Annotated in this window: 15 protein-coding genes; 8 read left to right on the top strand and 7 right to left on the bottom strand. The window is 40.7% G+C overall.

Going from position 1 to position 19,935, the window contains the following annotated elements; translation table 11 throughout:
- Positions 1-13: 13 nt before the first annotated feature.
- Entirely contained in the window at positions 14-271 is a 258-nt protein-coding gene (locus FUA25_RS10765) for a hypothetical protein (RefSeq protein WP_147756909.1), read from the bottom strand.
- 50 nt (positions 272-321) lie between these two features.
- Positions 322-1,410, bottom strand: a complete 1,089-nt coding sequence (locus tag FUA25_RS10760) for a 2Fe-2S iron-sulfur cluster-binding protein (protein ID WP_147756908.1) — start codon at positions 1,408-1,410, stop codon at positions 322-324.
- Between the two features lie 347 nt (positions 1,411-1,757).
- Between FUA25_RS10760 and clpB the strand changes: the two genes are divergently transcribed.
- Positions 1,758-4,349 (top strand): ATP-dependent chaperone ClpB, encoded by a 2,592-nt coding sequence (gene clpB, locus FUA25_RS10755; protein ID WP_147756907.1) that lies wholly within the window; start codon positions 1,758-1,760, stop codon positions 4,347-4,349.
- 150 nt (positions 4,350-4,499) lie between these two features.
- Here clpB and FUA25_RS10750 read toward each other — a convergent pair whose 3' ends face one another.
- The 3 genes from FUA25_RS10750 to FUA25_RS10740 all read right to left on the bottom strand — a co-directional run bounded on the left by FUA25_RS10750 (position 4,500) and on the right by FUA25_RS10740 (position 8,397).
- Positions 4,500-6,725: a M1 family metallopeptidase gene (locus tag FUA25_RS10750; protein ID WP_147756906.1), complete on the bottom strand. Its 2,226-nt coding sequence runs from the start codon at positions 6,723-6,725 to the stop codon at positions 4,500-4,502.
- A 54-nt stretch (positions 6,726-6,779) separates the two neighbouring features.
- The gene (locus tag FUA25_RS10745; protein ID WP_147756905.1) at positions 6,780-7,658 is read right to left on the bottom strand and encodes an SDR family oxidoreductase; all 879 of its coding nucleotides are present in this window, start codon (positions 7,656-7,658) and stop codon (positions 6,780-6,782) included.
- Positions 7,659-7,848: 190 nt separating this feature from the next.
- Positions 7,849-8,397, bottom strand: coding sequence for a DUF6261 family protein (locus FUA25_RS10740; RefSeq protein WP_147756904.1), 549 nt, complete (start codon positions 8,395-8,397; stop codon positions 7,849-7,851).
- 276 nt (positions 8,398-8,673) lie between these two features.
- On the opposite strand from FUA25_RS10740, the gene FUA25_RS10735 reads away from it, so the two are divergent.
- The 6 genes from FUA25_RS10735 to FUA25_RS10710 all read left to right on the top strand — a co-directional run bounded on the left by FUA25_RS10735 (position 8,674) and on the right by FUA25_RS10710 (position 13,670).
- Positions 8,674-9,444 carry an Abi-alpha family protein gene (locus FUA25_RS10735; RefSeq protein ID WP_147756903.1) on the top strand — a complete coding sequence of 257 codons (771 nt, stop codon included), beginning with the start codon at positions 8,674-8,676 and terminating at the stop codon, positions 9,442-9,444.
- Between the two features lie 533 nt (positions 9,445-9,977).
- The gene (locus tag FUA25_RS10730) at positions 9,978-10,433 is read left to right on the top strand and encodes a hypothetical protein (protein ID WP_185146692.1); all 456 of its coding nucleotides are present in this window, start codon (positions 9,978-9,980) and stop codon (positions 10,431-10,433) included.
- Between the two features lie 474 nt (positions 10,434-10,907).
- Positions 10,908-11,246 (top strand): hypothetical protein, encoded by a 339-nt coding sequence (locus FUA25_RS10725; protein WP_147756901.1) that lies wholly within the window; start codon positions 10,908-10,910, stop codon positions 11,244-11,246.
- A gap of 164 nt (positions 11,247-11,410) precedes the next feature.
- Positions 11,411-11,965, top strand: a complete 555-nt coding sequence (locus FUA25_RS10720; protein WP_147756900.1) for a hypothetical protein — start codon at positions 11,411-11,413, stop codon at positions 11,963-11,965.
- Between the two features lie 576 nt (positions 11,966-12,541).
- On the top strand, positions 12,542-13,054 hold the full coding sequence (locus FUA25_RS10715) for a hypothetical protein (protein ID WP_185146691.1): 513 nt from the start codon (positions 12,542-12,544) through the stop codon (positions 13,052-13,054).
- A 97-nt stretch (positions 13,055-13,151) separates the two neighbouring features.
- Complete coding sequence (locus FUA25_RS10710) at positions 13,152-13,670, top strand: hypothetical protein (RefSeq protein ID WP_147756899.1); 519 nt, start codon at positions 13,152-13,154, stop codon at positions 13,668-13,670.
- A gap of 346 nt (positions 13,671-14,016) precedes the next feature.
- Here FUA25_RS10710 and FUA25_RS10705 read toward each other — a convergent pair whose 3' ends face one another.
- Positions 14,017-16,941 (bottom strand): M16 family metallopeptidase, encoded by a 2,925-nt coding sequence (locus FUA25_RS10705; RefSeq protein ID WP_147756898.1) that lies wholly within the window; start codon positions 16,939-16,941, stop codon positions 14,017-14,019.
- Between the two features lie 117 nt (positions 16,942-17,058).
- Positions 17,059-18,393 carry a dihydroorotase gene (locus FUA25_RS10700; RefSeq protein WP_147756897.1) on the bottom strand — a complete coding sequence of 445 codons (1,335 nt, stop codon included), beginning with the start codon at positions 18,391-18,393 and terminating at the stop codon, positions 17,059-17,061.
- A 120-nt stretch (positions 18,394-18,513) separates the two neighbouring features.
- On the opposite strand from FUA25_RS10700, the gene FUA25_RS10695 reads away from it, so the two are divergent.
- Complete coding sequence (locus FUA25_RS10695; RefSeq protein ID WP_147756896.1) at positions 18,514-19,932, top strand: oligosaccharide flippase family protein; 1,419 nt, start codon at positions 18,514-18,516, stop codon at positions 19,930-19,932.
- The last annotated feature ends 3 nt before the right edge of the window (positions 19,933-19,935 follow it).

Raw genomic sequence — 19,935 nt, 5'->3', positions numbered from 1 at the left:
ATCTTGTTAAATCCTATAATTTGCCATCGTGCAAATCATCTTTCAGATAAATCCCGACTTTGGAATCGATGAATTCCCCTGCCACAAAACTGATGGTTTTGTCGCTGCCTTCGATCTGATATTCTTTGAAGAAGTAAACATTTCCCTGGTCCGGGCCTTTTACTTCAACTTTCTTGTCGACACAGTGCCAATAATGGTTCCAGATATTGATTCCGTCAATCCTGAATTCCTCATTTTCGTCGACTGCTCTTACAAATTTCCAGTTTGTCATCGTTTTTTAGTTTTGAAAACTTTCAGGATTTCAATAACCCCGAAGCTCTGTTAAACATCGTAATTCAGCATCACAACATTCGTCGTGGGATGGCACTGACAGGTAAGGACGAATCCTCTCGCGACCTCATCGTCAGTAAGGGCAAAGTTCTTTTCCATAAACACCTCCCCTTCCATGACCTGCGCTTTACAGGTACAGCAAACGCCGCCTTTGCACGCGAAAGGAACCGGAAGCTTGTCATTTAATGCCTGATCCAGAATGCTTCTTTTCTTCGAATTAAGATGGAAAGAATATTCATCATCATCAATAATCAGCGTCACCATGCTTTCCAAATTGGGAATTGCTTTAAACTCGTCGCTCATTTCCGCATTCTCTTCATCGTCGGGAGCGGCGTAATATTCGTACATGATCTGAAGCGACGGTACTTTTTTATCGTTTTTCAGATAACCGGAAATGCCTTTAATCATTTCCGAAGGCCCGCAGATGAAGAACGTAGCGTCCTGCACTTTAATTTCCGGAAGTCTTTCAAACAGACCCTCCAGTTTTTCGGCCGAAATTCTGCCTTCAAAGAGTTCGTCCTCATAATGTTTCTCCCGCGAAAGCAGGTAAATCACTTTCAAACGACCTGCGAATTTTTCCACAAGCCCGTCGATTTCTTTCTTGAAAATAATATCGTTTACACTTTTATTGCTGAAAAAAAGATAAGCTTTGCTTTTCGGCTCCTGATAAAGTGCCTCCTTTAAATTGGACAAGACCGGAGAAATCCCGCTTCCTGCTGCCAATCCGATATATGTTTTCTCGTTGGAAGCATGATAATTGGTAAAGAAATGCCCCATTGGCGCAAGTACTTCCACCGAATCACCCAGCTTCAGTTCTGTATTTAAAAACGTGGAAACCCTTCCGTCTTCCAGATGTTTTACCAAAATTTCAAGTTCGGAATTCCCTTCGCTCGGCGCATTCACAATGGAGTAAGAACGTCGTAAATCTTCGTCCCCGAAAATGAACCGGACATTCAGATACTGCCCCTGCTTAAAAGCAAATTCATGACGCAGATGCTGCGGAATCTCAAAAGCTATGTTTACGGAATCATTCGTTTCCTTCGTTACCCGTACTGTTTTTAATAAATGAAAATGATGCATATTTTTATAAAAAAACTCGAAAAATGTGAGTCCAACAAATATACTGATTTTTTTAAGGGTAAAAAATCCATTTGTATATCCTCATATTTTCTTCATTTAAAAAGACATGAGTACTAATCAATTTAGTCATCATTTCAATCACCAAAACTGTTAAATCCGGAAATTTTGTCTTAACTATCACGTGCTCAAATGCTTAAAACGGAAATTTTGTCTTAAAAATTTATAAAAAATGCTTAAAGAATGGTTTTTGCGGATAACGATTTTGATTAAAAAGATTGATAATTGCAGGAAAGAATCCATAAATTTGTATGGGTTCTTCGTGTTTCAAAACCAAAAAACCAATTCTTATGAACTTAAACCAATATACCGTTAAATCGCAGGAAGCCATCCAGAAAGCACAGCAAATTGCTATGGAGTTCGGCCACCAGAGTATTGAACCTCAGCATTTGCTTGAAGGGATTCTTCAGTCAGATGAAAACATCTCGGTTTTTCTCATGAAGAAATCGGAAGCAGAACTCAGTTTAGTGAGAGACCGTAACCGCGAAAATCTTGAAAAGCTCCCGAAAGTGGAAGGCGGAAGCATCTATCTCTCGCAGTCCGCGAACAAAGTCTTATTAGATGCCCCGAATATCGCGAAGAAAATGGGCGACGAATATGTGACGATTGAACACCTCTGGCTCTCTCTTCTGGAAGTGAATTCCGACGTTTCAAAAATGCTGAAAGACATGGGCGTTACGAAAAAAGGTCTGGAAGCCGCCATCAATGAACTCAGAAAAGGCTCAAAAGCCACTTCTGCAAGTTCTGAGGAAACCTATCAGAGTCTGAACAAATACGCGAAAAACTTCAACGAACTCGCAGCAGAAGGAAAGCTCGATCCGGTCATCGGCCGTGACGAGGAAATCCGCAGGGTTCTGCAGATTTTATCGCGGAGAACAAAAAACAACCCCATTTTAATCGGTGAACCGGGAGTCGGGAAAACGGCGATCGCCGAGGGAATTGCGCACCGTATTATTTCAGGGGACATTCCCGAGAACCTGATGGACAAAACACTTTTTTCCCTCGACATGGGTGCGCTGATCGCCGGTGCAAAATACAAAGGAGAGTTTGAAGAAAGACTGAAATCAGTTGTGAATGAAGTCATTAAATCCGACGGGCAAATCATTCTTTTCATTGATGAAATCCACACGCTGGTAGGAGCCGGCGGCGGCGAAGGTGCGATGGATGCAGCAAATATCCTGAAACCCGCTTTGGCACGGGGAGAACTAAGAGCAATCGGTGCAACGACTTTAAATGAATATCAGAAATATTTTGAAAAAGACAAAGCGCTTGAAAGACGTTTCCAGAAAGTGATGGTGGAAGAACCGGATACCGAATCCGCAATTTCGATTCTTCGCGGAATCAAAGACAAATACGAAGCCCACCACAAAGTAAGAATCAAAGACGAAGCGATAATCGCTGCCGTAGAGCAGTCGCAACGTTATATTACAGACCGTTTTCTGCCGGATAAAGCCATTGATTTGATCGATGAAGCTTCCGCAAAACTCAGAATGGAAATCAATTCAAAACCGGAAGAACTCGATGTTCTCGACCGTAAACTCATGCAGATGGAAATTGAACTCGCCGCCATTTCCCGGGAAGGAAATGAAACGAAGATCAATCATCTGAAGGAAGACATATCGAAGATCTCGGAACAACGCAACGAGATCTATGCGAAATGGCTGAAGGAAAAGCAGAAATCTGAAGATCTCACATCCATTAAAAATGATATTGAGGCTTTGAAACATGAAGCCGAACGTGCTTCGCGTGCCGGAGATTATGCAAAAGTAGCAGAAATTCAGTACGGGAAAATCAAGGAAAAAGAAAGTGAACTGCAAAAACTCGAACTCGAGATGCAGAACCACCAGAATGAGCTGATCAAAGAAGAAGTCACCGCCGAAAATATTTCTGAAGTCATTTCTAAATGGACCGGAATTCCGGTCATGAAACTGCTGCAGAGTGAAAGGGAAAAACTCCTGCATCTTGAAGACCAGCTCCACAAAAGAGTGGTGGGTCAGGAAGAAGCCATTACTTCGGTCGCCGATGCCATCCGCAGAAACCGGGCCGGGCTTAATGACGAAAAAAAACCGATCGGAAGTTTCCTTTTTCTGGGAACTACAGGGGTTGGGAAAACAGAGCTCGCGAAAGCACTTGCAGAATATCTTTTCGATGACGAAAACAATATGACGCGGATTGACATGAGTGAATATCAGGAAAGGCATTCGGTTTCAAGACTTGTAGGCGCTCCTCCGGGATATGTAGGTTACGATGAAGGCGGCCAGCTGACCGAGGCAGTACGCAGAAGACCTTATTCGGTAGTGCTTCTCGACGAAGTTGAAAAAGCACATCCCGATGTTTTCAACACTTTGCTGCAGGTTCTGGATGACGGCCGACTGACCGACAATAAAGGACGTGTGGTGAATTTCAAGAATTCCATCATCATCATGACTTCGAACCTCGGTTCACATCTGATTCAGGAGAATTTTGAAAATATTACGGATGACAATGTGGATGAAATCGTTGATAAGACGAAGGAAGAAGTCTTCAGCCTGCTGAAACAGACCCTAAGACCGGAGTTTCTTAACCGGATTGATGAAATTGTACTCTTCCAGCCTTTAAACAAAAAAGAAATCGGAAAAATTGTACATTATCAGCTTCGCGGCTTCAACAAAATGCTGGAAAAACGGGGAATCCTGATGACAGCTACCGAAGACGCCATCAACTATATCACGAACAAAGGTTATGACCCAAGTTTCGGGGCCAGACCGCTGAAAAGAGTGTTGCAGCAGGAAGTGCTGAATAAACTGTCGAAAGAAATCCTTGCAGGAAATGTAAACGACGGCGACCGCATTATCCTCGATTATTTTGATGAAAGCGGCTTGGTTTTCAGACCGGCGGAATAAAACTTACACCTCCCTGATTATAAAACAAACCCTCCGAAGTTTACGCTTCGAAGGGTTTGTTTTATTTACTGTACTTGCGAGGAACTACCAACCGTCGATAGATAATGGTATTGCTTCACTGCATTCCGCTCGCAATGACGGTTGAGTATTTTATTCTTTAATGAAATTGATGGTCTGTCCACCCTGAGTAATGTCAAAGTTTTTTCGGTCTTTGCTGAACTGCATTTCAATTCCTGCCATTGCGAAGCTGAATTTTCCATCACCCTCATAATCGAGTGGGAAAAACTGTTGTCCGGTAGCCTGTGCCATGAGTTTGCCATTTTCCACTTTCAAGGTAAATTTCAGACCGGGAATTTTCGGTGAAGAGAAAATTCCGGTAAATTCCTGAAGGTTCACTTTTTCTGCAGTGGCTGCATCACCCATTTTTACGGTATTATTCGAAAGGTCGGCATCAGGTAAGGTTCCCTTAGGATCGAGTTTTACCGAAACGATCTCTTTTGTAGTCGGCGCTTCAAAAGTCCATTCTGTATTTCTTTTCCAGATTTCCACAGGAAGTTTAATATTCTGGCTTGTTCCGTCTTTATATTTCACTTCCAGATCAACCGGCATCGGCAACTGACCGATATTTTCAAGTTTGATAAGGGATCCTTTCGCAAAATTTCCGTCAACATATTTCACACTTTTCACACTCTGGTCAATTTTCCATTTGTTCATGAACCATCCTCTCCAGAACCAGTTCAGTTCCTCGCCTGAAACATTTTCCATTGTTCTGAAGAAATCTTCCGGAGTCGGATGTTTAAATGCCCATCTCTTGATGTATTCTCTGAAAGCGTTATCAAATTTCTCTTCGCCCAGAATATTCTCACGAAGCATGGTTAAGCCGGCGCCCGGTTTGTAATAACCGAGATAGCCGAGGTTCATTTCTTTTAAATTATCAGGAGCGGTCATTACCGGTTCCATATTGTCGTTGTTAAGGGCAGCAGACAGGCTCTGCAAAGATTTCGGCTGGTAATATTCGCCATTGTTGAAAGCTTTTTCGGAAATGGAATTAATGAAGGTGTTGAATCCTTCATCCATCCAGGCGAAAAGCCTTTCGTTGGATCCTACGATCATCGGAAACCAGTTGTGTCCGAATTCATGATCGGTCACCCCCCATAAATCATAGCCTTTTGAATTCATATGACAGAATACGATTCCAGGATATTCCATTCCCCCTTCATTTCCGGCAACATTTACTGCGGCAGGATAGGTATATTCATACCACTGTTTTGAATAATGTTCGATGGAAGATTTCGTATATTCCGTAGACCTTCCCCATGCTTCAGTTCCGTCGCTTTCCACGGGATAAGCGGATATTGCCATTGATTTTTTACCGCTCGGAAGATTGATTCTTGCAGCATCCAGAATAAATGCAGCGGAAGAAGCCCAGGCAAAATCACGGGCTTTATCAATTTTAAACTTCCAGGTCTTGGTAGAATTTGCAGTTTTAGGACCGGCATTTACTTCGGCTGCCGAACGGATCATAACGGTTTTATCACTGTTTTTTGCCAGTTCCCATTTCCTGTTCTGGTCGTCGGAATATACTTCTTTCGCATTAAGCAGTGCGCCTGAAGCTACCACATAATGATTGGAAGGTACCGTAAGATTCGCAGTAATGCTGCCGTACTCAAGGTAAAATTCGCCTGCTCCCAGATAAGGAAGCGTGTTCCAGCCCATCACATCGTCATACACACACATTCTTGGATACCACTGGGCAATCGTGAAGATTTTACCGTTTTTGGTATCTTCAACACCCATCCGGTCTGAGCCGTAATCGGGTGAGGTAAACGAATAGGTGATTTTTAATTTTATTTCGCCGCCGCCAGCTTTAAGCTCAGTGGGAAGGCTAATCTGCATCCGTGTGTCGGAAACGGTATATTTTGCAGCGCTTTTTATTTTTTTCCCATTCTCCGAAACAATTTCCACTGACTGAATGGTGTAGCCACCATCAAAATCGCCGTGTGCGCCATTTCTGCTGCCTCCCACCGGAATCACTGCATTTCCTCTTGAATTTTTCCTGAATAAATTCTGATCCAGCTGAAGCCAGAGAAATTCCAAGGTATCGAAACTGTTGTTCGTGTACGTGATTTCTGCAGTGCCTTTGATTTCTTTTTTCTGCTCGTTCAGGGTAGCATTCAGCACATAATCGGCGCTGTTCTGCCAGTAATGGTGGCCGGGTTTGCCGCTTGCAGAACGGGTTTCGGTCCCGTTATTCTGATAAAAAAAAGGTTTGAAAGCTTCGGTGTAGCTGTATTTTGGAGTTTCGTTCTGCGCCGAGAAAGCGGCAGGAACAGCCATCGCAACAGCCAGGATAAGTCCAGAAAATTTGATTTTCATATGATTATTTATTAATAGGTATGAAAAAAAGCCTTTTTTGTTACACAGGTGCTGTTAATTTGATTTTTTTGCTTTAATCATGGCTTCCAGCATGTCCCACATTTCCTGCGGAATTTCCTCGAGCATATTGAATTCCCCTGCACCCTGAAGCCATTCGCCGCCGTCGATGGTTACGACTTCCCCATTCATATAAGCAGAATAATCGGAAACCAGATAAGCGGCCAGATTCGCCAGTTCCTGGTGTTCGCCGACTCTTCGGAGGGGCACTTTTTTCCGCATGTCGAACTTCTCCTGCAAATCTCCCGGAAGCAAACGGTCCCAAGCGCCTTTTGTTGGAAAAGGTCCCGGTGCGATGGCGTTGAAGCGGATGCCGTATTTTGCCCATTCTACCGCAAGACTTCTCGTCATTGCCAGCACTCCGGCTTTTGCACACGCCGAAGGAACTACGTAAGCAGAACCTGTCCAGGCATAAGTGGTGACAATATTCAGCACGGTTCCGGGGATTTTATTTTCGATCCAGTATTTCCCGACGGAAAGCGTACAGTTTTTTGTGCCTTTCAGAACAATATCGAGAATGGAATCAAAGGCAGAATGCGTGAGTCTTTCGGTAGGAGAGATGAAATTTCCGGCCGCGTTGTTGAGCAGGATATCGATTCTGCCGAATTCCTTTATTGCGGCGTCCTTCATGGCTTCTACCTCATCCCAGTTTCGTACGTCGCAGGCTACGCAGAGCACTTTTCCGCCCGTCTGTTCTTCGAGTTCCTTTGCAGTGGTCTGCAGTTTTTCCAGATTCCGGGAAGTGATGACGACTTTAGCGCCGAGTTCGAGGAAATATTTGGTCATGGCCTTGCCAAGACCGCTTCCGCCACCGGTTACAATGGCTACTTTATCTTTCAGGGCGCCTTCGCGCAGCATGGGTTCTGTGTATTTCATTGGGAAAAGGTTAAGTTGTTAAGTTGTTGAGTTGTTGAGTTGTTGAGTTGATAAAGTTAATGAAAATTTGAAGCGGTGCATTGGGGATTGCAATGCAGCACACACAGATTCCGCTTATGGCTTATTGCTTTTGGCGTATTGCTAAAGAAAAACCACCAAGCCGGCGGTTTTTCTGTCATAATCAAAGGTTTTATTCTCCAGGAGCGCTTGGGTTTCCCGGCGGCGCTACGCGGTGAAGCAGCAATGCATTGTACTGATCGGTGAGTGCATTGAGCTGATTAATCACCGTAGTATAAGGCGATGGCGGCGTTTCTGCCAACGTGTGCAGCGCATCGATGCGGTCGCGAAGGGCGTAATACGTCTCATTCACTTTCTCCCTTTTGGATTTGATGGTCTCCGGATTGGCGGCGCCGTATTCCTGGGTTCGGGTGAGGTATTCGTCATTAAACTGCGTGTTGGCGTCCTGCAGCTCGCTGAGCCAGGGCTGCAGACTGAAAGCCGTCACTGCCGCGGCCAGTTCCGGTTTGTTCGCAAAATCGTTCAGCATATTGTTCAGCGTGGCGGTTTCCGACTGATAATTCTGGCGCGCGATTCCGCTGCCGTACATCGCCATATTGGCCAGCAGTTTTTCGGCTTTCTGTTTTTTGTCGGCTTCGTAATGTCCCGAAAACTGTAGGCACAGGTGCAACAGGTTTTCGGGAAACTGAGCAGCACCGCCCCCATTTTGTGCTGAAAACAACCTGCATAGTGCTGCGCTTCTTCTCTTTTGGACTCACCCAAAATTAAAAAAATTATTGCTGAATTGGTAAAGTTTTGATTAAAATTATTGATTGTCTTTAAAGATTTTTGGTGAATGGGGTGTATTCCATAATTAATTTATGGGTGAATAGTTGCGTGGAAAGGTTTTTTGAGTAGATTAGCGGGTGGAAGATCTACGAAATCTACTGACATAAAAGAGTTGGTATTTTTCTACCAGTTTCTTATATACATAAATATTAATCTATAAAACATAAAAATGAATGGTTTGGAATTACTAGCTAGTAAAAAAGCAATCGACACTGCTGCAGCAAGTAGCGAGAAACTAATTAAGGGATTATTTGGAAGTGCTTTTAATGAAGCTGGCGAACTAATCGCAGACCAAGTTAGATTAAGAAGATTTAAGAATCAAGTTTTAATTCTTGAAAAAGCTCAAAAATATCTCGTCGATAAAAAAGTTGAGTACCAAAAAATTAATTTAAAAGTGTTGGCACCATTACTTGAATTTTCCTCTTTTGAAGAGGATGAACGTTTGCAGGAAATGTGGGCAATGCTAATTAAGAATTTACTTGTAAAACCCTTTCCAATATTACTTCAGCAAAATGCTATTTCTGTTCTAAATAAAATTTCAAATGAAGAAGTATCAATTTTAAATTACATTTATATTCAATTAAATAAAAAAAGAAGCGACCGTGCCGTTGAAAGTATCCGACAACCTCCATTAAGTTCTTTCTTTGAAGAAAGTAAAAAAAAGCAACCAGCAGATTTTAGAATTGATTGGTTTAGTTTTGCAATTAAAGATATTTCACAAGCAATTAAATTATCTTCTGATAGCGCTGAAACACTGATATCAAATTTAGTTGCGATAGGCACCCTAAAGTATGAAACGGAAGTAGAGATAACAAGCGCTGAAAAATCTTCGGAAGATCCAGAAGACCGAGATTTAGAAATTGATCTAGAAGTCACTGATTATGCTTACGTAAAGATGACGAAACTTGGATTTGTATTTGTTGAACTTTGTAAAGATTAAAAACTTTATATTAATGATATCACCGCTGTCCAAACTTTGACAACTTTGCACTCTGTCGCTTCATCTTATAATAATCTTTCTACTAAACTGTCACTGCGACCTGAGTTGAGTACTTTTTATGTGCAGCAAAGCGGGATCCTGAAAACCAAAAGCACGGGTGCAACAGCATTTCGGGAAACTGAGCAGCACCGTCCCCATTTTGTGCTGAAACCAACCTGCATCTTGCTGCGCTTTTTCTCTTTTGGGCTCAACCAAAATTAAAAAAATTATTGCTGAATTGGCAAAGTTTCAATTAAAATTATTGATTGTCTTTAAAGTTTTTCGGTGGATGGTCTATATTCCACAATTAATTTATGGGGAATTGTTGGGTGGGAAGGTTTTTTGAGTAGATTAGCGGAAGAAAAAGTAGGACGCTTATTATACAAAGCCAACGGGAGTTTGGGGGATATGTATAGGCTTGTCGTTCATATAAACGAGTTGGGAAAAATTGCCCTTTGAAACGATTTTTTCCAATGACCTTAAATCATGCTACCATGAAACAAATTTTATTATTGTTATTAATATTGTTTTCAAGTGATGCTTTGGCCTGTACCTGTGTTCGCTCATCTAGAGAAGGCGCCATTATTAATAGTGATGTTATTATCAGTGGAAAAATACTGTCTGAACGGACAATTAGAGTGAAGACGGAAGCTTACCCCCAAAATAGAAGTTCTTTAGTTAAAAAGTACTCCGTTTTAGTGACAGAAAAATTTAAAGGTACACTTAGAAAAAGAAAAATTTTATTATATGGTTCATTGGGGAATTGCGCGTACAATTTCCGCGTTGGAGAAAATTATCTGATTTATATGATTTATCGAGAACGACATACAAATGAGAGCTCGAAAGTCAAAAAATTCCTATATGCTAACAAATGTATGAGGCCAAGTTTAATTGAAAATGATGAGATTGAAAAAGTTCGAACGCTTTGTATAGGCAAAGGCTACAACTAACCATAACAATTACAGGTAACTGCGCTTTCAGAGAGTACTCAGGTGATGGGTGCAACAGCATTTCGGGAAACTACGCAGCACCGCCCCCATTTTGTGCTGAAACCAACCTGCATCGCGATGCGCTTCTTCTCTTTTGGGCTCACCCAAAATTAAAAAATTTATTGCTGAATTAGCAAGGTTTCGACTTAATTTTTTAATTGTCTTTAAGGATTTTCGATCGATGGGATGTATTCCATAATTAATTTATGGGGGAATGGTTGCGAGGGAAGGTTTTTTGAGTAGATTAGCGGGAGGAAAAGTATGAGCTTATTATACAAAGCCAACGGAAGTTGGTGGGATTTATATAGTTTGGTCATACATATAAACGAGTTAGCTGCAATGTTACAACCAGCAGTTCATCAAAAGAAAAACTGATCTTATTTAATTTATAATAATCAAATTATCTCTAAAGTGAGTAATGTAAATAATAAAAATATGAACATTGTCTTGATTTGTTATTTAATAATTACATTAATAGCAAGCTTGTATATTGCAAAAAATGATATAATAAATATTTCAAATGATACAAGTTCAAAAAACATAGTATTATTTTTAATTACTTTACTTGATATATTCTTTACATTGATGTTATTTAAATGGAAAAAGTGGGCGCTTTATGGACTTGGAATGACAACGTTTGTAACATTCATATATAATTTATCAGAGGGAATGGACTTTTTAGTCTCAGTAATTGGCCTATCTGGGTTCTTAATAATTTTAGGATTATTATTCCTTAAAAAAAACGGGAAATCTGGTTACGAAAATTTAGAATAATAACACTGCAGCTAACACAGTATTTCTATTAGCGGGGTTGAAGTTTACATCATCAAGATTTTCGCTAGTTGTTCATTTTGTTATATTTACAAAAAGCAGTTATAAGAATCCCCGCCAACAGAAACACCCGGCCGTTACCTACAATTTTATCAAAGACCTCGCAAATGAAAGAAACAACTGAACATAATTGGATTTCATTTTTCAAAAATAAACTAGAAAACTCTAATTTATATTTAAGAAAACAACTTGAGAAAAATGGTAACACAATTTTTGATGTTTATGTTCCCAAAAATCCCGCTGACAAAACCGAAATAACTGCTGGATTTCTACAAGACAGATTAATAATATTACGATTTGAAAATCCAAAAACAAAGGGTTTCACAAGACAACAAGAAATTGAATATTTTTATGCAAATGATTTTACTGAAAACAATTCTTATGGAAATCCAGGTCTTGAATTTAATGAAATTAACAAGAATGCGATAAATAATCAACTCGACTATGGGTTAAAAGGGGCTGAAGTTCAATTTTATAAAAATGGTAAGTTATTTAAGTCGAAAATATATATTGATGAACCAAATGAATATTCTACAACTATAAACTTCGAAAAAAAAACTTTCTGGGAAAATTTAAGATCGCTTTTCGAAAATAATAAAAATGAATTTATAACTGAAACTCGAATAGAATTAAAAGAAATATTTGGAGGAATTAAGAAATGAAAAAACTGCTGGTAACAAGAGTTTTGCAATAGTGGGGCGAAACTGCAAAGTTCAACGGTTGTCCTTCGGTTCAACTTTTATACAAAATTGAAGATTTGTGCTTCGATTGCCCACCATCGCAAAGCTCCGAACCGTTAACGGAAATGATTCAAAAAATTGCGTTTAAATTGAAGTAGTCACCGCGCCCCGACCTGAGTGGAGCTCTTTTTATGTGTAGCAAGCGGGATCCCGGAAACCGAAAGCACGGTGCAAAAGAAGCACCGCCAACATCTGTGCTGAAACCAACCTGCATAGTTCTACGCTTCTTCTCTTTGTGGCTCAACCAAAATTAAAAAAATTATTGCTGAATTGGCAAGGTTTCGACTTAATTTTTTAATTGTCTTTAAAGGTTTTGTTGGATGGAGTGTATTTTCGTAATTATTTTATGGGTGAATAGTTGCGTGGGGAGGTTTTTTGAGTAGATTAGCGGGAGGAAAAGTATGACGCTTATTATACAACGCAAACGGAGGGTGTGGGATTTATATAGTTTTGTCATACATATAAACGAGTTATGGGTAAGCTTAAAGACCGACATGAATGACATTTACAGGAATAGACAATCAGACCGTTGAACTTAAAATTATCAACTACCAATATCCGAAAATTACAGACGGGGATTGGGATAGTAATTGGTTGAATATTTATATTAAAGTAAATAGTAAACTTGGACTTTGGGAAACAGTTGACCCTTCTTTAACGACCTGGGACTTTAAAAGACTAATACAATGGTTCGATAATCTTTCTAATAATACTCGACCAGAATGTTTAGACATTTGCTTCTTAGAACCAAATATATCATTTGAACTAACGAACAATTTTGATTCCGAAATAAAAGCAATTAAAATAAAGTTTGACCTTGAATTCCGACCACAATCTGCAATCGAAGACATAGAATATTTTGTTGAATTTATTGCCGACAATAATATTATAAAAAACATAGTAAACGACTTAAATAAGGAACTTGAAAAATATCCAGAAAGAAAGCCAACCCATAACAACAGGTTTAAAAAATTGCGGGCGAAGTGCTTAAACTTCTTTCATCAATTTTAATTAATTTTAGTGCGGGCAGACAAGTTTTTGCAAGAAAAACCGCAAATTCTTAAACCTGCCAATCGTTAGCTGCAATATTTCAAAAAAACTGCCCTAAATGAAAAACAAAAATGTTTACATCACAGAATTAATAAAAGAAGGAGATAATTACTCTAGTGAGAACAATAAAAAAATTGCTCATGGTCAGTATATTAGTGATGCAAGTACAGAGTTTTTATCATGGATTTCAAAAGTTGAAGATTATATTTATACAAATTTTGATGAAAATAGCGGACCTTATAAAATGTTACAGTCAGCCAATAAATCCAAATTCAGCGGTTATTATTTATCGGAATTTGATAGAGAGTTAGCGAAATTTAAGGGAGCAATAAAATCTTGCGAAACATTAAAACCTAACAAATCAAAATCAGAGAATTTAATTATTAGTTTAATTAAAAACCCTTTTTTTTGGACTGTATTAGTCATAACAATAGGCGGAGCATACAAACTTGGTTTTGACAATGGAAATTCTAAATTTGATACTGAAAAACAAGAATTTAAAGACCGAAATAAAATTCTGAATGATAGCATAAATTTACTTAAAACTGAAAATGATAAATTAAAAAGAAAAAAATAATACTGCAGCTAATAACTAAGCTTTCGTCTTGTCCGCAGGACACGAGATGAAAGCCCCCTGCACAAACTCTCCGGCCTTTCCGCTTTTCTTTCTAAAAATAATCTTTCTACTAAGCAATCACTGCGCCCCCACCTGAGTGGAGCTCTTTTTCTGTGTAGCAAAGCGAAACAGAAAAAATCGGGATCCCTTCGCAGGCTCAGGGTAAACGCGGGCGGTTCCGATAGCTATCCGGAGGCGCCCAAATAAAAACTTTGGGATTGCTTCGTCATCGTGCCTCCTCCTCGCAATGACACAAAAAAACTGCTCCGAATCCGGAGCAGTTTCTGTAATCAGTATGCTGTAAGGTTTAGTACCCGAAAAGTTCTTCCAGGGTAATTTTCTTCACTTCGCCAATCTTTTTTAGATCGTCCATTTTCATATTCTTTTCAGAAGCCACCAACGCATACGTGTAAGGCTTGCCTGAAATATTGGTCGCATGGAAGTTTTTAAGGTCGTTCATCGTAATCTTGTCCACATTTGTGTACAGGTCTTTACGGATATCGTCTTTCAAGCCGAGTTGTTTAGCACCCAGATATCTGAAGATGATATCGTCCTGCATAATCCTTTCGGTCTGGATGTCCTTCTTCACCGAATTCTTGGCCAGATCCAGGTTTACAGGAAGCTGAGGCATGGTGGTAAGCAGTTCGTTCATGGCGCCTACGGCATCACCAAACTTATCGGCCTGGCTGCCCACATAACTCATCATATAATACTGGTCCTCTTTTTTCGAAGGCTGCACATAATACCCGTAGGTACTGTAAGCCAAAGCTTTACTTTCACGAATGGTCTGGAAAACTACAGAGCCCATACCACCACCGAAATAGTTGTTGAAAACCATTACCATAGGTGTTTTGGCCGGATCGTAGGTATCCGTATTGCGGATCCATCTTGTTTCGGCCTGAACCATATCATAATCCGTGAACAGCACCTGAGTTTTGGTCTGTGGAAGCTGCTTAAAAGTCTTCAGCGGTCCCGCAGAGGCAAACGTTGACGGAACTTTGTGCATGGTTCCCAGTTTTGCAGTGAGGTTTTTAAGAGATTCCGGTCCGTAATAAATGACCGTCTGCTCATAATTGTTCAAGTTTTTCATTTTGTCCACAAGTTCCTGAGTGGTGATCGCATTGATTTCCGCATCGGAAAGCGTGTTGTTGAATTTATTCTTCGGGCCGTACATGGCATAGCTCGTAAGTCCCTGCAGAATGGCTCCCTTATTGGCTTTTGCATCCTTTCTGGATTTTGCAATACGGGCTTTAAGCGCCGCAAGCGCGGTTTCGTCCGGTTTTGCGTTCACAACAAGGTCTTCATAAAGCTTCACCGCCTTATCAAAATTCTCCTGCAAACCTTCAATGGTCACCATGGTGTACTCCTCACCTGTGGATACATTGAAACTCGACGCGATCTTGTAGAACTCCTTGGAGATTTCTTCAGAAGACTTTTTGTCGGTTCCTAAAAACTGAAGGTACTGGGAGGCCAGAGACTGTTTAGGATCATTAAGTGTTCCTACTTTGTAACGGTATCTCAGTCTGTACAGTTGGTTATCGGTATTCGGTACGTAAAGAACCTCAGCTTTACCCAATTTGGACTTCTGGATATCCTTATCGAAGTTCAGGAACACAGGCTCTGAAGGCGTTGATGGCATCTCGTTCACCATTTTTACGAACGCAGACTGCTTATCCGGGTTCGTTTCAACAGGGGTGATAGACGGTTTCTCAATTTTCTGCGGGTTTTTGTTCTCGCCTTTTTTCTTAAGGATGGCCACATAATTATTGCCGAAGTACTTATTTGCAAAGGCTACGACGTCTTCTTTTGTGATTTTGGAGATATCATCTACATACGCAACCTGGTCTTTCCAGTCCAGTTCGGCGTTAAAAGCACTCTGCAGCATGGATGCTCTGTCGCCGTAACGTTCGGTGCTCTGGATTTTCTCTTTTTTGATGTTGTTGATGATTGATGGAATTAAATCAGCATCAAAATTTCCTTTTTTCAGGTTTTCGATTTCGCTAAGCACCAGGGTCTGTACTTCTTCCAGGGTCTGTCCCGTTGTTGGGGCTGCGGAAAGATAGAGGATTCCGTGATCCTGCAGGGTGTACGTGAATGCACTTGCACGAAGCAATTTTTGTTTTTTAACAAGGTTCAGATCCAGAAGTCCTGCCTTTCCGTTGGTCAGGATAGATCCTACCAGATCTGCAAGCAGAACGTCTTTGTCTTTATTTCCCGGCAAACGGTAACCGATGGTAAGGCTTTCGGCATCAGGTCCTACAATTTCTTTAACGATTGGAGCGGCCATTGGCTGTTCGGGCTGGAAGGTATATTTCGGCACCGGCTTGTTCTTCATATAGGAGAAGGCCTTATCAATTTTCGCAATCGCATCGTCAGGATTAAAATCTCCGGAGAGGATTACTCCCATATTGTTGGGAACATAATAATTGTTGAAATAGTTACGGATCTCAACAAGGGAAGGGTTCTTTAAATGCTCCACGGTTCCGATCGTCGTCTGTTTACCGTAGTTGTGGTTCTTAAACAAAGTCGCGAAAAGGGTTTCGAAAACCTTTCTTCCGTCATTGTCCAGAGTTCTGTTCTTTTCCTCGTAGACGGCTTCAAGCTCGGTGTGGAAAATCCTCAGTACCGGATTTCTGAATCTTTCGGCCTGAACAGCCAGGTAACGGTCCAGTGAGCTGGAGGGAACATCGTCTGTATAAACGGTTTCCTCAAAATTCGTCCAGGCGTTGGTGCCTTGGGCGCCCATTCCGGTCAACATCTTGTCGTATTCGTTGGCAATGGCATATTTTGCAGCCACTCCCGAGACTGAATCGATCTTCTTGTAGATCGCCTTACGCTTAACTTCGTCTTTGGATTTGTTATACTGTTCGTACAGTGCGTCAATCTTGTCCAGTTCCACTTTTTCTTTGGCCCAGTCCAGGGATCCGTACTTGTCGGTACCTTTGAAAAGCATGTGCTCCAGATAGTGCGCCAATCCGGTGTTCGTAGCAGGATCGGTCTTGCTGCCCGCTTTTGTTGCGATGTACGCCTGAATTCTCGGGTCCTTCTTGGTAGGGCTCAGGATTACGGTAAGACCGTTCTTCAGGGTATAAAACCTGGCCTGCGTGGGATCATTGGTTACGTACTTATACGTGTAACCGCCACTCTTAGCTTCTTTCCACTGGTAGTCCTGTGCCTGAGCACTGAAGAGGATCCCCGCAGCAAAAAGCATCAATAACTTTTTTCTTATCATGATTGTTGGGTTAGTTAATGAATTAGACGTTGAAATTTATTAAATGTTGCATTACTGCACAAGTATTTATGTTATTACCACCCAAGGGATCTTCACATTTTACTCTAGATTTTCAGCTTATCTCGTAAATAGAAGGCGCTCCGCGAACTTTTCTTCGGACACCTTGTCGTCCTGAAAAGCCAGATGTCCGTTTACAAAAGTATGGGTGATTTTCGAATGGAAAGTAGTTCCTTCCAGCGGGCTCCAGCCGCATTTGTACAGAATATTGTCTTTGGAAACAGTAGAAGTTTCGTCCAAATCAACAAGAACAAGGTCGGCCTTATAATTTTCTCTGATGAAGCCGCGTTTTTCAATTTCAAAAAGGATTGCAGGGTTGTGACACATTTTCTCCACGATTTTCTCCAGAGCGATTTTTCCGTTCCTGAAATTTTCGAGCATCATCATCAAAGCATGCTGAACCAAAGGTCCTCCTGAAGGTGCTTTCGTATACACATTTTGCTTTTCTTCCCAGGTGTGGGGTGCATGATCGGTCGCAATAACATCAATTCGGTCGTCAAGCAGCGCTTCCCATAGTCCTTCCCGGTCTTTTTCTGTTTTTACCGCAGGGTTCCATTTGATGAGAGTTCCCTTTGTGTCATAATCTTCGTTGGTGAATGTCAGATGATGCACACATACTTCGGCCGTGATTTTTTTATCTTTTAAGGGAATATCATTTCTGAAAAGCTCCGTCTCTTTTGCAGTGGAAATATGGAAAAGATGCAGCCTTGCACCGGTCTTTTTCGCCAGTTCAACTGCTTTTGAAGAAGAAATATAACACGCTTCCTCACTTCTGATGAGGTGATGGTATTTCATCGGAATATCGTCTCCGTATTCGGCCTTATATTTTTCGGCGTTGGCTCTGATCGTGGCTTCATCTTCGCAGTGAACCGCGATGAGCATTTTGGTTTTGCTGAAAATATTTTCTAAGGTCTCTGGGTTGTCCACAAGCATATTTCCGGTCGAGGAACCCAGAAAAAGTTTGATCCCCGCTACATTTCGTGGGTTGGTCTTCAAAACTTCGTCCAGATTATCGTTGGTTCCGCCCATCATGAAAGAATAGTTCGCAAATGATTTTTTGGAAGCGATTTTGTATTTCTCTTCCAGAATTACCTGGGTCACGGCATTCGGAACCGTGTTGGGCTGTTCAATAAAACTGGTGATTCCGCCCGCGACCGCAGCTCTTGATTCGGTTTCAATATCGCCTTTATGCGTGAGTCCCGGTTCACGAAAATGCACCTGATCATCAATCACACCTGGTAAAAGATATTTGCCGGCCGCGTCAATAATTTGATCTGTATTTTCTTCAGAAATATCTTTTTGAATTTTAATAATGAGGTCATTCTCAATGAGCACATCACTTTCAAAAATTTGATTTTCGTTGACGATTCTGGCATTTTTAATCAGGGTCTTCATGGATTTAAAAGATTTATTTTCAGCGTAAAATTAGGATTTTTAAAATAATTTCACGGCCGTATTTTCAGTAAATCCGGAATCTCAAATCTATTTATTTACATTTGCACAAAATACTGTGTTTTGAAAAAACTTCTTAACGAAACCATCATTTACGGCATTGGTGCTATTCTGCCCAGGATTATTATTTTCATTCTTAATCCTTTATATATTCATCACATCAGTACCGATGAATTTGCACAGTTTACCAATCTGTATGCAATGATCTCATTCGTGAATATTATACTCACTTTCGGTTTTGAGACGGCATATTTCCGTTTTTCTTCAGAGGATGAAAACAGGGAAAAGACTTTTAATACTTCTTTCTGGTTTCTGGCTGGGACCTCCACTTTATTTTTACTGCTCTGTTTAGTCTTTAATCAACCGCTTGCCACCCAGTTAGGATATACCAAAAACCCAGAATTCATTAAATGGTTTGCCTGGATTGCTTTTTTTGATACGCTTTGCGTCATTCCTTTTGCATGGCTGAGATACCACAACAAACCAGTCAAATATTCCCTGATCCGCGTTTTACAGTCTTTGGTTCAAACGGTGGTGGTGGTAGCCCTGTTTCTTTATATTCCGGCAGAAATTTCAGAAAAATTCGGAATGGAGGAAAAGGTTTCCTACCCATTCTACAGCAATTTGGTAGGGAGTTTAATAGGAGTTCTCATGCTCTTACCCATCATTCTGAAAGTGAAGTTTGAATTCGCAAAAGACCTGTTTTTACGGATGATCAGCTATTCGTGGCCCATCATGGTTGCTGGATTCGCATTTATGGTAAATGAAAACTTTGACAAAGCCATTCAGTATTATATGATTGATGAGCGTGACGCTGGCGCCTATGGCGGATGTTACAAGCTGGCGGTTTTGATGACGCTGTTTGTTACGGCTTACCGAATGGGAATCGAGCCGTTTTTCTTTAAACAGATGCAGAACGAAAACGCCAAACTCACTTATGCAAAAGTGACCGAATATTTTACTTTTTTCGCTTCCATTGTAGCGATGGGAATTATTGCAAATATTTCGTGGCTCAAAACGCTTTTTATTCCCAACCAGTCCTATTGGACCGCGATTGACATTATTCCGATCATCGTGATTGCCAATTTATGTTTCGGTATCTATTACAACCTTTCAACCTGGTATAAAGTAACCGACAGAACAAAAATAGGAACAGTAATTTCCTGGGCAGGAGCTCTTTTAACAATTGTATTGAATTTGGTTTTACTTAAAAAATTCGGATTTATGGTTTCGGCCTGGACGACTTTGGGTGCATACTTCCTGATGATGGTTATGTCCTATTTTTTAGGGCAGAAATATTATCCCATCCCTTACAGGATTAAAAGAATTTCTCTTTGTCTGATTCTTTTGGCAGCATTCAGCTTCGTCTCCTATCAATTATTTGATGCTAATTTTTGGATAGGAAACGCATTATTTATCATCTTTACGGGAATCATTATTTATTCAGAAAAAGATTTTGTTCTGAATAAAATCAAAAAATAGCTT

The organism is Chryseobacterium sp. (assembly GCF_008014695.1).
Lineage (GTDB): Bacteria > Bacteroidota > Bacteroidia > Flavobacteriales > Weeksellaceae > Kaistella.
The sequence above is the reverse complement of the archived record's forward strand: the minus strand, read 5'-3'. Positions and strand labels throughout refer to the sequence as shown.

Bases quoted from the DNA above. Each gene is read 5' to 3' on its own strand.
- FUA25_RS10715 (WP_185146691.1), top strand. From the start codon at position 12,542: ATGACATTTACAGGAATAGACAATCAGACCGTTGAACTTAAAATTATC.
- FUA25_RS10750 (WP_147756906.1), bottom strand. From the start codon at position 6,725: ATGAAAATCAAATTTTCTGGACTTATCCTGGCTGTTGCGATGGCTGTT.
- clpB (WP_147756907.1), top strand. From the start codon at position 1,758: ATGAACTTAAACCAATATACCGTTAAATCGCAGGAAGCCATCCAGAAA.
- FUA25_RS10725 (WP_147756901.1), top strand. From the start codon at position 10,908: ATGAACATTGTCTTGATTTGTTATTTAATAATTACATTAATAGCAAGC.
- FUA25_RS10735 (WP_147756903.1), top strand. From the start codon at position 8,674: ATGAATGGTTTGGAATTACTAGCTAGTAAAAAAGCAATCGACACTGCT.
- FUA25_RS10720 (WP_147756900.1), top strand. From the start codon at position 11,411: ATGAAAGAAACAACTGAACATAATTGGATTTCATTTTTCAAAAATAAA.
- FUA25_RS10710 (WP_147756899.1), top strand. From the start codon at position 13,152: ATGAAAAACAAAAATGTTTACATCACAGAATTAATAAAAGAAGGAGAT.
- FUA25_RS10760 (WP_147756908.1), bottom strand. From the start codon at position 1,410: ATGCATCATTTTCATTTATTAAAAACAGTACGGGTAACGAAGGAAACG.
- FUA25_RS10745 (WP_147756905.1), bottom strand. From the start codon at position 7,658: ATGAAATACACAGAACCCATGCTGCGCGAAGGCGCCCTGAAAGATAAA.
- FUA25_RS10730 (WP_185146692.1), top strand. From the start codon at position 9,978: ATGAAACAAATTTTATTATTGTTATTAATATTGTTTTCAAGTGATGCT.
- FUA25_RS10765 (WP_147756909.1), bottom strand. From the start codon at position 271: ATGACAAACTGGAAATTTGTAAGAGCAGTCGACGAAAATGAGGAATTC.
- FUA25_RS10700 (WP_147756897.1), bottom strand. From the start codon at position 18,393: ATGAAGACCCTGATTAAAAATGCCAGAATCGTCAACGAAAATCAAATT.
- FUA25_RS10705 (WP_147756898.1), bottom strand. From the start codon at position 16,941: ATGATAAGAAAAAAGTTATTGATGCTTTTTGCTGCGGGGATCCTCTTC.